The sequence below is a fragment of the Hyalangium minutum genome (genome assembly GCF_000737315.1).
Lineage (GTDB): Bacteria > Myxococcota > Myxococcia > Myxococcales > Myxococcaceae > Hyalangium > Hyalangium minutum.
Window position 1 is genome coordinate 32,963 of record NZ_JMCB01000018.1, and the last position, 13,340, is coordinate 46,302.

Genomic DNA, 13,340 nt, shown 5'->3' on the forward strand with positions numbered 1-13,340 from the left:
TTCCCTTACAGGGTGAGACGGCGCCATTCCCTGTGCGGAAATGAAAGCGATAACAGAGAGCGCTTCATTCCGGGAACTCGATGATCCTCGGAAAGAACTGAGTCATCCTTCGCGCGGGCAGTGCCCTGCCCCTCTCTCGCGTCGGGCGAGAGAGCCCCCAAGACAGCGATGATGACCATGACTCCTTTAGTGAACAGCTCCCGGCTGTCGTTGATGCTATCGCTCTGTACCCTCCTCAGCGTGCTCTCGGCGTGTGGCTCCACGGCCCCCGCCGAGTCCGGCCCCTTGCCAGGGGATGTCGAAGACGTGATGGCGAGGACATGGACCTCGGGCAAAGACGGAGTAGCGCCCAGCGCGTTCACCCCTTCTTCCGAGGCCGGTGTTCCGATCTTCCACTCCTATGTCTCGAAGTCCCAGGTGACGCCCTCCGTCACGGCGGGCAACGGCCTCTACCTCGTGGTGTGGAAGGAGTTCATCGCCGACACCGCGATGATCCTGGCGGCGCGCGTGCGCGCTTCCGACGGAGCCGTGCTGGATGCCTCGCCGCTCGTCATCGACACGCAGACGCAGTACGAGAGCGTGGCAAAGCCCACCGCCGCTTTCGATGGAACGAACTTCCTGGTGGTCTACGGCAAGTACCGTCCCAGCAACTACAGCTACCGCGAGGACATCTTCGGCAAGCGAGTGAGGGCCTCGGATGGAGCGGTGCTCGACAGTGGCCCCATCCAGATCAGCTTCATCTCCAACTCCGGGATCACCCAAAACCCGACGGTGACCTTCACTGGGAGCTACTTCCTGGTCCTCTGGGAGACGATGGTTTCGGGCTGGTCGCTCTACGGGGCCTATGTGCAGCCCTCGGGACAGGTCATCACCACCACCTCGAGCTTTGCCGTGGCTCCGAATGCCTTCAATTCCCAGCTGGCCTCGGGGCCCTCGGGCAACTCCCTGGCCGTCTGGAGCGAGACTCCGCAGGGCCGGATCCGCGTCGGCTGGCTCACGGGAACCTCGCACCAGGCGATCTTGTTCTTCACGGTGGCCGACTCGGGCGGCAGCAACCCGGCGATTGCCTACAACGGGAGCACCTTCCTGGTGGTCTGGAACGAGGCGGGGGGCGTCGTGAAGGCCCGGCGGGTGAGGCTGTCGCAGGTACAGGGACAGCCGTTCAGCGACACGAGCTTCACCGTAGGCACGGGGGCCATTTCAGCGGCCACCGTGAGCGCGGACGCTCAGAACTTCCACGTCACCTACGAGGCGACGCGCGATGGAGCGCGCCAGCTGATCAGCACCCGGGTCACGGCTGACGGGGTGGTGGCGTCCGGCGCGGAGAACACGCTGTCGGACCTTCGTACCTCCACAGGCGCGGAGCGGCCCGCGTCCGCCTCCCTGGGAGCGGACCAGAAGCTGGTGGCTTACAAGCAGTACGAGCCGGCGGTGGGCTACGAGCGCATCAAGTTCCGCCGCGTCTCGGATGTGGTGGCCAGCGACTGCACCACGGGTCAGCCCTCCATCGTCCTCAATGGTGACGCGACGATGACCCTGGAGTGCGGCTCGGCGGCGTACGTGGACGCGGGCGCCCACGCCTTCAATGGCTGTGGCGACGCGCTGCCGGTGACGGCGTACAACTCGGGCGCGGACTCCTCGGGACCGGGGCCGAACTCGGGCGCGGTGGGCAGCTACAGCGTCGGCTACGCGGCCTGGGACGCCACGGGCTCCGCGAATGCCTCGCGGACGGTGAATGTGGTGGATCGGACGCCCCCGGTGCTGACCCTCAAGGGGCCGGCCCACTCCACGCACATGTGCGGCAGCCAGTGGGTGGATCCGGGCGTGACGGCCACGGACACGTGCTACGGCAACCTCACGGCCCAGGTGTGGCACACGGGCGAGGTGAATGGCTGGGCGGAGGGCACCTATACGGTGACGTACACGCTGACCGACACGGGCGGCAACAGCACCACGCCCGTGCAGCGCACCGTCGAGGTCGTCGACTGCCCCTGGTAGCCAGCGTCACGCGCCTGCGGCGAGTGGCAGCGCGCTCAGTGCTCAAGTAAGCCGCAGAGCTGTCCACGAGCCCCGGAAGTGCCGTCTCCCATGGCACTTCCGGGGCTCGTGCACTTGGAGAGTCCTCACGACACGGCGCCTCGCACCCTCGCTTGACAGGCAGGATGATGTTCGTCATCTTCACTCGCCAGGATGATGACCATCATCCACTTGAGCCAGCCGTCCCCCACCGTCGTTTCCAGTCCGGAGGCCCCCATGCCCATGATTGACGTCTACGCAGCAGCAGACCTTTTCCCGGCAGGCACTGAGCGCCAGCTTGGCGAGGAGCTCACCTTCGCGATTCTTCGCGCCGAGGGAGTCGCCACCCCGGGGCCCTTCCATCTGAACAATACGGCGGTGTACCTCCACCGGATGGCGCCCCCCACGGTTCAGACGGCTGCCACCGCCGCCGCTCGCACCGTGCGTGTCCAGGTCATCACCCCGCCGGCGGCGTTGACCCGCCAAGGCCAGAAGCAGCTCGTCAAAGAGGTGACGGAGATCGTCGCGAAGATCTCCGGTGACCCGGCTCAGGCTGGCCGCACCTGGGTGCTGCTCACCGAAGCCGCGGAAGGGGGCTGGGGCATCGCGGGTACAGCCTACGGACGCGAAGAGTTCGCCGCGCTGGCGGCCAAGGCGCGAGGCGCGCAGTAAGCAGAAGCACCACCCACCGCGCTCAGCCCAGGTGGGCCTTCAGCTCGTCGGCAGCGGACCTGAGGATCTCCCGAGAGAGCTTCTCGTCGTTCACCGCACGGGCCAGTGAGACGGCACCGACCAGCGTGGACAACGCGGCGATCGCCTTCGTCCTCCTGGCCCGTTGTGTGTCGCTCGCGATCAGCTTGGTGAGCAGCTCCAGGTACGTGCTGACCTGCCGCGTATAGGCGGAGCGTGCCCGCTCGTTGCTGCGGGCCACGTCGCCCGCCAACGTCGTGACAGCACAGCTCGTCGCCAGCCCATCGCGGTGCGCCTCGCTGAGGTAGCCGTCCACCAGCGCGGCCAGGGCGGAGTGCTTGAGGTTCTCCACCGCAGTGACGGCCCGTCCCCCATCTTGCAGCGCACGCTCGATGGCCTCAGCCACCAGTTCCTCGCGCGAATCGAAGTGCCGGTAGAAGCCGCCGTGGGTCAGCCCGGCTTCCTTCATCAGGTCGGACACACCGAGGCCATCGACGCCCTCTTCCCGAAACCGCGCGGCAGCCACCCGCACGATGCGCTCATGGGTCTCGTCCTTCTCTGCCTTGGAATGGCCCATGGGGGAGGCTCCACGTCCCCACCTGATGTGGATGACGGTCGTCATTCAGGATAACGCAAAAAACGAAGCGGCCCACCTCCACCGCGACGCCGCGCGGGGAAGTGGGCCGCCAGTGCCCAGACCTCTTCAGGAGATCAAGGCTTGGTCCAGGTGTAGTTCGGCGTGTCGTACTGCGCGCCGGCCTTGTTGTAGGTGAACGAGTACGTGAGCACGTTCCCCGAGTTCACGCCGCTCGCCGTGTACTCCCAGCGGCCCGCGGTGCTGTTGTAGGTCATCTGGATGTTCTGCTGACCGAGCGTCGGCGTGCTGTAGTGCACGATGACGTATTGGGCCGTGAAGCCAGTGGGCGCGAACCAGAGGAGCGCCTGGGTGGAGCTGGCGCTGCTCGTGCCATAAGTCCACTCGGCGCCCGTGCCGCCGCTGCCGCCGGAGGCCTGCGTGGTGGCGCTGGCGGTGTTGCTGGCCGCCGAGAGGTTCCCGGCCGCGTCGCGCGCCTTGACCGTGTAGCTGTAGGCCGTGGAAGCCGTCAGCCCCGTGTTGCTGAACGAAGTCGTCGTCGAGGTGCCGACCTGCGTGCCGCCCCGGTAGATGATGTAGCCCGTCACGCCCACGTTGTCGGTGGAGGCGCTCCAGCTCAGGTTGATCTGGCTGCTGGAGACCGCCGTGGCCGTCAGGTTGCCCGGAGTGCTCGGGGCCTGGGTGTCGCCAGCCGCGGCCTGCGTGGTAGCGCTGGCGGTGTTGCTGGCCGCAGAGACGTTGCCGGCCGCATCGCGCGCCCGGACCGTGTAGCTGTAGGTCGTGGAGGCCGTCAGCCCCGTGTTGCTGAACGAATTCGTCCCCGAGGTGCCAATCAGCGAGCCACCCCGGTAGATGTCATAGCCCGTCACGCCCACGTTGTCCGAGGAGGCGCTCCAGCTCAGGTTGATCTGGCTGCTGGACACCGCCGTGGCCGTCAGGCTGCCCGGAGTCGTCGGCGCCTGGGTGTCCGCCGGAGGATTCGTCCCGCTGCCCACGAAATCGGTCCAGGTCTGCCGCTGAGCCGTGGTGGGCGAGCCCGCGTACACGCGGGTGCCGAGCCCGTTGATGATGTGGGTGATCTCACTGCCAGCCTGGCCGTTCAGCCAGATGGTCGTCAGGTGGTGCATCTTGATGCCCGGGTAGTTGGGCACCTCGATCGCGTTCTCCAGCTTCACGGCCGCGTCGCGGAAGTAGGAGTACACACCCACGCCCCACGCCTCGTGGGTGGTGACGGAGTTGGCGACCTTGTACGAGGCGTACCCGTTCACCGTCCCATTCATCCACGAGCCCTGGTTCGGGACGTCGTAGGGAATCTCGGACTGGTAGAAGTAGACGCGGCCGCCGTTGCCGTTCCACACCGTCTGGTACTGCTCGTGGTGCTCGTTGAACAGGCCGTAGATGGTGACGTTGTTGCCGTTGACGACAATGCCGCTCTTCGTGGGGTTGCTGTTCCAGGCCGCGCCCGAGCCATGGTCGGCGCGCCACAGCCAGAGCTGGTCGCCGACAACGTTGTGGCTGTTGATCGTGATGCCCACGTCGTTCTTGCCCGCGACCGGGCCACCGGTGCGGATCGTGATGTCATAGATGAAGGTGGGGTTGGACGCGTGGCTGGCCGAGCTGCCCGCGGGCCCCACCTGCAGCAGGGAGGCAGAGTTGATCGATCCGGCCTCGATGATCATGCCGCCGATCTTCACGCCATCCACGTCCGCCACCGAGATGGCCGGCTGGCCGCTGGTGGGAATCAGGGAGGGAAGGCCGAGCCCGAGGATGATGGTGTTGGGGTTGTTGACGCGCAGCGTGTCATTGAGCTGGTAGATGCCAGGGGTGAACAGCAGGTGCTTGCCGGCGCTCAGCGCGGCGTTGAGGCTGGCGGCGCTCGCGGTGGACGGCTGCGCGATGTAGAACTGATCGATCGAAACCGACGTGCCCGGCGTGGGCGAGGCCCCCCAGGACGGGCCCTGGGTGTTCGTCTGCAGGCTCGGGACGAAGACGGCGTACTGACCGGCGCTGGTGACGTAGAGGTAGGGCTTCTCCCGGATGACCGGCGTCTGGGGAATGACCGTGTAGGGCGGCTCCGGGAAGCTGTCCGCGGGCGCGTTGACGGAGCCCACGAAGACCATGTTCCACACCGCGTTGGCCCAGCTCCCCCACTTGCTGTTGCGCGACAGCCACTGCTGCTGCGAGCCGGGGAGCACCTGGCCATCCACCACGGAGTCCGCGAGGAAGCCGCCGCTGGCCCAGCCGCCGGCCCCGGTGCTGTAGTCCACCTGGAACAGCCACAGCCCGCCCTTGATGTGCATGCGGCGCAGGGGGGCCGCCTGGGAGACGGCAATCTGCGTGGTGCCGCTCGACGGGGTGATGGCGAAGTTCTCGAAGGCGCGCCAGAAGTTGCACGTCGCGTTGGCGTTGGCCATCCAGTTGGCCGGAACGGTCACGCCCCCGGTGATGTTCACGTCATCCGGGCTCTGCCCCAGGCCCGCCACGTGGGTGTAGAAGCCCACGTTGAAGTCGATGGGGTACGTGCCCGGCTTGAAGAGCAGCGCGTACCGGTTGCTGCTGAACTCGGCGGCCTCCATGCTCGTGAAGATATTGCGGGCCACGCCCTGGACGTCCGCAGCCGGCATGCTCGTGTCGAACACGTAGACATTGGGCCCGAAGATCGTGGTGTTCGCCTGGGAGACCGGTACCGCGTTAGCGACCCCCGGAATCACCGCGCAGAGGCCCGCGGTGGCTACTGCTGACACCATGGATGCCAACTTCTTGAGCATTTCATTGTCTCCTGGAGCACCGTGGCGTGTCTTTGTTTCGCACTGCGTCAAGACACAGCAACCCCTGAACGGGGTTTACCCGATACTTCCGGAGACACATGTAAAAGAAGTTTATCCTGGGAGTAAAGGACTTTTTGAAAGCGCTGCCATAAAATGCTGTTTCAGTCGCACAAAACACTGCGATTGCAGCAGTGCGTCATGATGACGCTTTGCGTCTTTTTTCAGGGAAGTGCTTTTAGCCGCAAGCGCTTTCATGGCTCAACCGCGTCAGGATGGACTTCGCGGCGGTGGTGGACGCGGCTCCTCCCCCCTGGAGCACCGGGTCCATCTGCCCCGATGAGAATCAGCCCTCTGCGGAGAGATCCCAGGTGATGGGCAGGTGCTCGAATCCTCGCAGCATGAAGTACGGCCGGCGAACGATGGCCTCATCCGTGTGCAGCCGGAGATTCGGCAGCCGCCGGAGCAAGTGCTCGAAGGCGATCCGCCCCTCCAGCTTCGCCAGCGGGGCTCCGACACAGAAGTGAATGCCCTTGCCGAAGGCCAGGTGCTTCTTGGCATCGGCGCGGTGGATGTCGAAGCGCTCCGGCTCGGAGAACTGGGTCTCATCCCGATTCCCAGACGCGTAGAGGATGAACAGCCGAGCGCCCTTCGGGATCGAGACTCCTCCTAGCTGCGTGTCCGTGGTCACCGTCCGGAAGAAGCCCACGATGGGCGCCTCCATGCGCAGCATCTCCTCAATGGCGTTGGGCAGCAGCTCCGGAGCGACCCGCAGCGCCTGGAACTGCTCGGGGTGCCGAAACAGCAACCCCATGCCGTTGCCGATGAGGCCCGTCGTGGTCTCGTGGCCCGCGGCCATCAGGTCCATGGCGTTGCAGACCGCCTCCTGGTGGCTCAGCGGCGCGGAACCGCCCATCGACTGAGGCACCAGGAGCGTGAGCAGATCCTCGCGAGGGCTCTTGCTGCGCTCCTCGAGCTTCTCGATGAAGTAGCGCTGCATCGCGATGAAGCCGTGCGCGGCCTGCACCTGTTGCTCCAGGGGAGCCGTGGCCGACATCAGCAAGGTCTTCTCATCCGACCAGCGCTTGAGCTGCTCCATGTCGGAGCGCGGCACGCCCAGCAGATCACAGATGAGATAGCCAGGCAGGGCATAGGCGAACTGCTGGATCAGATCCGCCCTCCCCTCCTGGATGAAGCCGTCGATGAGCGCGTCCGCCGTCGCGCGGATCTCGGGCTCCATCGCAGCGATGCGGTGGGCGCTCAAGGCCTTGCCGAACACCGCTCGCGTCCGGGTGTGGTCCGGAGGGTCACTCTGAACCAGCGAGACGAACTTGGCGTACCCCTGCTGGAGGACCCGAAGAACCTCGGGGTGTGGCTCGCTCCGGGCATCGAGCGCGCCAGCTGACGAGAAGCGCGAGGGATCCTTTTCGACCTCCGCGATGTCCGAGTACCGGCTGACCACCCACAGGTCGAACATGGAGCTGTGAAAGACCGGCAGCTCGCGCCGCATCCTCGCGTAGAGCGGATACGGGTCCTCGAGCTGCTCGGGTGCCATTGGGTTGAACTGCTGGGTGATCTCGCTTGCCATGGACAGAAGGATTGAACTTTTGCAGGCCACACTTGGCCGGGTTGGGGCTGCCACGCCGTGACAGTCTGTTGACTACTTGACAGAAGGCTTCAGGGGGGCTTTTTCAATGACAGACAGGCCCTTTTTGCCCATCAAGAGAGGCCTCCATGAGTCTGCCGTCTTCCCTGGCACGAGAGAATCAGTCCGCGAAGTCTCTGTCCAACCGCCAAGGCAACGCGCTCAGCCATGCGCTCTGGCCATGGGTCCAGCGGGGTCTGGTCTATCCCTCCCCCTCATCACCTGAGCCAACCCCGAGACGTTCGAGCAGGCGTCGAGCGCCGCTGAGGCTCACGGCACCGGGCGAGGAGCGCAGAGAGCGCCTCGCCCTACGTGGGCAAATCCCACACCTGAGCGTGAGTGTCGCCTCAAGTCAGATAAAGCCTCTGTGGGGAGCGTTTCACCAAGCCCGGGCCTCCTTTTGAGGAGAATTTCCCCAGCCGGGGAACCCACAGGCCCTGAATTCGCGAACTTCCCTGCGGCACGGATGCTGCTTTGTCTGTCAATGGATTCGGCGCATGGCGTGCCGAACCGAAGCCCCCAACCTGGAGACACCCACCATGAAGACGCTCATCGCCGCCATCGCCCTCGTTGCCACCACCGCCTTCGCGAGCGAGCCCGCCAAGACCGAGACCAAGCCGGCTCCGGCGGCTGAGGCCAAGACCGACTCCAAGGGCGAGGCGAAGCCCGAGGCCGCCAAGGCCGAGAAGGACGGCAAGAAGGCCGACGCTCCGAAGACCGCGGCCGAGACCAAGTAGTCACCGCGCTCCCTCGGGAGCGAGTCGGGGCGCTCTCCTCTCAGCTCGAGGAGGGCGCCCCTTTTCTTTGCTGCAAGTCCAGACAGCGCTGGACCGTCTCAGAGCTGGCCGCTGTCCTCGATCTTGACCTGCTGCGACGTCCTGCCCGACGGAGAGCCCACACCCTCGATCTTCTTCACCACGTCCATGCCCTCGACGACCTTGCCGAACACGACGTGCTTGCCGTCGAGCCAGGGCGTCGCGACGGTGGTGAGGAAGAACTGCGAGCCGTTGGTGTTGCGGCCCGCGTTGGCCATGGACAGGAAGCCCGGGGCGGTGTGCTTGTGCTTGAAGTTCTCGTCCGCGAACTTCTCGCCGTAGATGGACTCGCCGCCCGTGCCATTGCCGGCGGTGAAGTCGCCGCCCTGGCACATGAAGTTCGGGATGACGCGGTGGAAGGCCGAGCCCTTGTAGTGCAGCGGCTTGCCCAGCTCGCCGATGCCCTTCTCGCCGGTGCACAGGGCGCGGAAGTTCTCGGCCGTCTTGGGAACATCGTCCGAGAAGAGTTCAATGACGATGCGGCCCGCAGGCTCAGAACCAATCGAGATGTCGAAGAAGACCTTGGTGTTTGCCATATCCACTTGCTCCTATTGAGGGGGCGAAGGACGGAAGTACCAGAGACGACCGTCGCGGGGGCAGCAACTATCACTCTCGCGTGCGCTGCGTAACACCCTTCCGGGCCAGGAGCAGCATGCGAGGCCCCTCCAACCGTCGCGCACTGAGCCGGAAGTCCCCGAGGATCTTCACATCCTGGAAGCCTGCGCCCTCGAGGAAGTGCCTCGCCTCTTGCGGAAAGAGCATCCGGAAGGTGGAGCGGGGATCTCTCCGGGGGCGGCGCCCCTCCACCCGCCAGGTCACCTGCTCCGTGAAGCACTGCGTCTCCTCGAGGACGGTGTGCTCCAGGGTCGCCGTGGCCTGGACGTTGCCCAGGAGGAACCGGTGCTCGGAGGTGCTCCGGAAGGGACGCGCCTGGATGAAGGCCATCGCGTTGACGACGTCGATGAGGAGCACCCCTCCCGGGCGGAGGGCACGGTGGAAGCTCGCCAGGGTGGCGGTGAGGTCCTCGTTGCGGACGTTGTAGAGGAAAGTGGTGCCCAGGCACGTCAGCACGTGAAACGACGCGCGCAGCCGCAGCCGGCGCATGTCCCCCACGTGGAAGGGAACCTGGGAATACTTCCGCCGTGCGGCCTGGATGAAGGCCGGGGTGAGATCCACCCCCGTGGACTGGAAGCCACGCGCCGCCAGCTCGCCACACAGCACCCCAGTGGCGCATCCCACGTCGAGCAGCGTGGGCCCCGTGGACGCCAGCAGCCGCGCGACGAAGCCCGCACGCCGCGGATCCAGCTGGAAGACCTGGTCCCAGACGTCAGGGTGGGTATGAAGGAAGGTCCTGAGCAACGCGGGCTTATGAGCCAACCACCAACCCCAGCGAGAAGAGGACTCCGAAGACGAGCTGAAACCGGGCGGTGGCGCCCAAGGCGGCGTTGAGCTCAGCGCCGGAGCGGGTGAGCATCAACCGCAGCGGGCGAAAGGCCACCGGCAGGCTGAGCAGCGCCAGGAGGACCCAAGGACCCGCCAGGCCCAGCACCCACATCACCACCGGGGACACGAGCGTGAGCGCCACCAAGGCGGTGTACTGGGCCCTCGCCATCCGAGCCCCGAAGCGGACCGCCAGCGTCCGCTTCCCCGCCTTCTCATCCGTGCCGATATCCCGCAGGTTGTTGACCACCAGCAGCGCCGTGGCGCTGGCTCCCACGGGGATGGCGGCCCACCACACGGTCTCCTCGAGCATGCCGGTCTGGCCGTAATAGCCCCAGGCGACCCAGGTGAAGCCGAAGAGGAGGAAGACGAACACGTCTCCCAGCCCGTGATAGCCGAGCGGAAAGGGACCTCCGGTGTACGCGAAGCCGATCAGCACGGACACCGCGGCGAGCGCCACCACCGTCCAACCGCCCCACACCGACAGCCCGCCGCTCAAAGCCAAGGCCAACCCAAAGCACCCCCACGCTCCGGCCCGCACCTGGCCCGGGGAGATGAGCCCGTTCGCCGTCACCCGCGGAGGCCCCAGGCGCTCGGCCGTGTCCGCGCCCCTCACGAAGTCGTAGTAGTCATTGGCCAGGTTGATGCCCACCTGGATGAGCATCGCGCAGACGAAGGTGAGCACCGCGGGCAGGAGGTTGCTTACCCCGTGCCGATGCGCCAGCGCCGTCGCTACGAGGAAGGGGACGGTGCCCGAGATCAGCGTCTTCGGGCGTGCCGCCATGAGCCACACGCCAGGAGATGCGGCGGGAACCTTGACGACTAAACCGGGCGAGTCCACTTGTCCCTCCTCGGAACGCACCGCTTTGGACTGTCACAGGCACTACCACGGCGCTCGCCCGGCCAGCAAACTCCACCCGGACAATGGGTGAAGTGGCCGCTGAAGGCCTCGGAGTTGGCTCCGCCGTTCGCCTGGGGCGGCACTCTGAGGGACTTGCTCCACCCCAAGCGCGTCAAGGACAACGCCGAGCCCAGATGCCCGAACGACCTCCGCCCCCTTCCCGCCCGAGCAGCACCTGAGGACCCGCGGGGGGAGCAGGGCGACCTCCGCACGGGTGAGTGCCTGTGGTGATCGCAGTGACACCTGTCTACCGTCCGGTGACGCGGCCGGAGCGTGCTAAGCCCCTCGAGAAGGCCGCGATTTCCAGCGGCTGCTGGAGAGAGGCGGGAATGCGGATCGTTCGGAGAGTCCTGATCGGGCTGGGCATGCTGCTCGTGGCTGCCGCGCTCGGGCTCGCCACCTGGGAGCCGTTGCTCGCCGCCCGCGCCGCCCCGCCGCCCGCGCGCTCCTACGACGTGACGATCACCCGCGACACTTTCGGCGTGCCGCACATCTTCGGCAAGACCGATCCCGACGTTGCCTATGGCATTGGGTATGCCCATGCCGAGGATGATTTCTCGACGCTGCAGGAAGTGCTGGCGATGACCCGCGGCCGGCTCGGCGCGCTCAAGGGTCCGGACGGAGCCAAGACCGATTTCGTCGTCCACCTTCTTGGCGCCCGCGCCACGGTCACGCGCGATTACCTGCAGCAGCCCGCCGACGTTCGCGCGTTGCTCGATGGCTACGCTTCGGGCCTCAATCGCTATGCCGAGACGCATCCGGGCGAAGTGCGGCTGTCCAGGCTGTTCCCGGTCAATGGCGAGGATGTCGCGACCGGTTTCGTCGTCCGCTCGCCCTTCTTCTTCGGGCTGGAGGGCGTGCTCGGTTCGCTCGCCGGCGACAAGCCGCTGCCCATCGAACGCGCCGGCTCGCTGCCCGAAGCGCCTGCTGTCACGCCGCTGGGGTCCGAACCGGACCAGGCCGGCTCCAACGCCTTCGTCGTCGCGCCCCAGCGCTCGGCGGACGGCTTCACCCGCCTCGTCTCCAATTCGCACCAGCCCTGGCGCGGCGGCGCGGCGTGGTACGAGCTCGTCGTCCATTCGCAGACCGGCTGGGATTTCGCGGGCGCGCTCCTCCCCGGCGCGCCCTACCCGCTGCTGGGGCACAACAAGACGCTCGGCTGGACCAACACCGTCAACCGCCCCGACTTGATCGACGTTTACCAGCTCGTCACCGATGGCGGCCGTTATCGCTATGACGGCCAGTGGCGGCCTTTGGAGAAGCAGCGCGTCTGGCTGCCGGTCAAGCTCTGGGGACCGGTCGTGTTGCCGGTGCCCAAGACGGTCTATCGCGCGGTGCAGGGGCCGGTGATCGTCAACACGAGCGGCAGCTATGCAATCCGCTATGGCGGCGGCGACCAGCTCAAGATGGTCGAGGAGTATTACCGGCTCAACCGAGCCCCCGATTTCACCCAATGGCAGGCGGCGCTGGCGATGCAGGGCATTCCCGGTACCAACTTTCTCTATGGCGACGCCGCCGGAAACATCGCCTTTTTCTACAATGCCAGCTTCCCCAACCGGAAGCCGGGCTTCGACTATTCGAAGGTGCTGCCGGGAGACACCTCGAGCGCTTATGCCCCGGGCACCGTTCCGTGGAGCAGCGTCCCGCGCAATGTGAATCCGGCCTCGGGCATCCTGATCAACGGCAACAACTCTCCGTATCAGGCAGCGGGGCTGGGATCGGAAATCCCGCCTCAGCCGCCCTTGCTCGGCGTCGAGACGGACACCACCAACCGTGGTGACCGCGCGCTGGAGTTGATGAGCGCCGTGCCATTGATCTCCGAGGAGGACTTGAAGCGGATCAAATTCGATACCGGCGTCGCCAAGGGCGGTTATCTGGAGGCGTGGTTCAAAGAGCTGCTCTCGGTCGATCCTCAGGGCGACGAGCGGATCGCGGAAGCGCGCGCGCTGCTCTCCCAGTGGGACTGGAACTGGGACGGCAAGGGGCCCGCGGACTCGCTCGCTTTCTCGATCCTGCGCTCGCCCCATCGCTTCCATTACGAGCGGAAACCCCAGCCCGATCCGCGCGCGGTGATGGCCGAGGCGGCGGGCTATCTGCGGAAGCATTTCGGCAAGCTCGACGTGCCGCTCGGCGAGCTGATCCGCCTGCGCCAGGGCAAGGTCGACTTGCCTTTGGATGGCGGTCCGGATTCGCTCCGCGCCGCGACCAGCTACGACGAGGCGTCTGACGGCCGCCTCGCGATCCGCCACGGCGACAGCTTCATCCTGTTCATGACGTGGGACAAAGCGGGCCGGGTGCACTCGGAATCGGTCCAGCCGTTCGGGTCGGCCAGCACGCGGCCGGATTCACCACATTATACCGATCAGGCGCAGCTCTTCGTGCAGCACCAGTTCAAGCCGGTGTGGTTCGATCCGGCGGAGCTCGAGGCGCATGCGGAGAGAAGCTACCGGCCGTAACCCACTGAAGGAGCGCT

General features: G+C 66.2%; 10 protein-coding genes. 4 read left to right on the forward strand and 6 right to left on the reverse strand.

What is annotated here, in order from left to right; genetic code table 11:
* The first annotated feature begins 177 nt into the window (after window positions 1-177).
* Complete coding sequence (locus tag DB31_RS34725) at window positions 178-1,998, forward strand: DUF5011 domain-containing protein (protein WP_240487018.1); 1,821 nt, start codon at window positions 178-180, stop codon at window positions 1,996-1,998.
* A 255-nt stretch (window positions 1,999-2,253) separates the two neighbouring features.
* Window positions 2,254-2,688, forward strand: a complete 435-nt coding sequence (locus DB31_RS34730; RefSeq protein WP_044196392.1) for a tautomerase family protein — start codon at window positions 2,254-2,256, stop codon at window positions 2,686-2,688.
* 22 nt (window positions 2,689-2,710) lie between these two features.
* Here the strand turns inward: DB31_RS34730 and DB31_RS34735 are convergent, their stop codons facing one another.
* The 3 genes from DB31_RS34735 to DB31_RS34745 form a co-directional block, all read right to left on the reverse strand.
* Window positions 2,711-3,283, reverse strand: a complete 573-nt coding sequence (locus DB31_RS34735) for a TetR/AcrR family transcriptional regulator (RefSeq protein ID WP_044196133.1) — start codon at window positions 3,281-3,283, stop codon at window positions 2,711-2,713.
* A gap of 134 nt (window positions 3,284-3,417) precedes the next feature.
* Complete coding sequence (locus DB31_RS34740; protein WP_044196135.1) at window positions 3,418-6,069, reverse strand: fibronectin type III domain-containing protein; 2,652 nt, start codon at window positions 6,067-6,069, stop codon at window positions 3,418-3,420.
* Window positions 6,070-6,412: 343 nt separating this feature from the next.
* Entirely contained in the window at window positions 6,413-7,654 is a 1,242-nt protein-coding gene (locus DB31_RS34745) for a cytochrome P450 (RefSeq protein WP_044196136.1), read from the reverse strand.
* A 554-nt stretch (window positions 7,655-8,208) separates the two neighbouring features.
* Here DB31_RS34745 and DB31_RS34750 point away from each other — a divergent pair.
* The gene (locus DB31_RS34750; protein ID WP_240487019.1) at window positions 8,209-8,448 is read left to right on the forward strand and encodes a hypothetical protein; all 240 of its coding nucleotides are present in this window, start codon (window positions 8,209-8,211) and stop codon (window positions 8,446-8,448) included.
* Between the two features lie 98 nt (window positions 8,449-8,546).
* Here the strand turns inward: DB31_RS34750 and DB31_RS34755 are convergent, their stop codons facing one another.
* The 3 genes from DB31_RS34755 to DB31_RS34765 all read right to left on the reverse strand — a co-directional run bounded on the left by DB31_RS34755 (window position 8,547) and on the right by DB31_RS34765 (window position 10,750).
* Entirely contained in the window at window positions 8,547-9,062 is a 516-nt protein-coding gene (locus DB31_RS34755) for a peptidylprolyl isomerase (RefSeq protein ID WP_044196140.1), read from the reverse strand.
* A gap of 70 nt (window positions 9,063-9,132) precedes the next feature.
* A complete protein-coding gene (locus tag DB31_RS34760) occupies window positions 9,133-9,903 on the reverse strand; it encodes a class I SAM-dependent methyltransferase (RefSeq protein WP_169787139.1) in 771 nt (256 codons plus the stop codon).
* Window positions 9,893-10,750 carry a 1,4-dihydroxy-2-naphthoate polyprenyltransferase gene (locus DB31_RS34765; protein WP_157232317.1) on the reverse strand — a complete coding sequence of 286 codons (858 nt, stop codon included), beginning with the start codon at window positions 10,748-10,750 and terminating at the stop codon, window positions 9,893-9,895. The genes DB31_RS34760 and DB31_RS34765 overlap by 11 nt, the downstream gene beginning before the upstream one ends.
* 446 nt (window positions 10,751-11,196) lie before the next feature.
* Between DB31_RS34765 and DB31_RS34770 the strand changes: the two genes are divergently transcribed.
* The gene (locus DB31_RS34770; RefSeq protein WP_205628624.1) at window positions 11,197-13,323 is read left to right on the forward strand and encodes a penicillin acylase family protein; all 2,127 of its coding nucleotides are present in this window, start codon (window positions 11,197-11,199) and stop codon (window positions 13,321-13,323) included.
* Window positions 13,324-13,340: the final 17 nt, after the last annotated feature.

Coding starts and splice junctions, on each gene's coding strand:
- DB31_RS34725 (WP_240487018.1), top strand. CDS start 178: ATGACTCCTTTAGTGAACAGCTCCCGGCTGTCGTTGATGCTATCGCTC.
- DB31_RS34730 (WP_044196392.1), top strand. CDS start 2,254: ATGCCCATGATTGACGTCTACGCAGCAGCAGACCTTTTCCCGGCAGGC.
- DB31_RS34735 (WP_044196133.1), bottom strand. CDS start 3,283: ATGGGCCATTCCAAGGCAGAGAAGGACGAGACCCATGAGCGCATCGTG.
- DB31_RS34740 (WP_044196135.1), bottom strand. CDS start 6,069: ATGCTCAAGAAGTTGGCATCCATGGTGTCAGCAGTAGCCACCGCGGGC.
- DB31_RS34745 (WP_044196136.1), bottom strand. CDS start 7,654: ATGGCAAGCGAGATCACCCAGCAGTTCAACCCAATGGCACCCGAGCAG.
- DB31_RS34750 (WP_240487019.1), top strand. CDS start 8,209: ATGGCGTGCCGAACCGAAGCCCCCAACCTGGAGACACCCACCATGAAG.
- DB31_RS34755 (WP_044196140.1), bottom strand. CDS start 9,062: ATGGCAAACACCAAGGTCTTCTTCGACATCTCGATTGGTTCTGAGCCT.
- DB31_RS34765 (WP_157232317.1), bottom strand. CDS start 10,750: ATGGCGGCACGCCCGAAGACGCTGATCTCGGGCACCGTCCCCTTCCTC.
- DB31_RS34770 (WP_205628624.1), top strand. CDS start 11,197: ATGCGGATCGTTCGGAGAGTCCTGATCGGGCTGGGCATGCTGCTCGTG.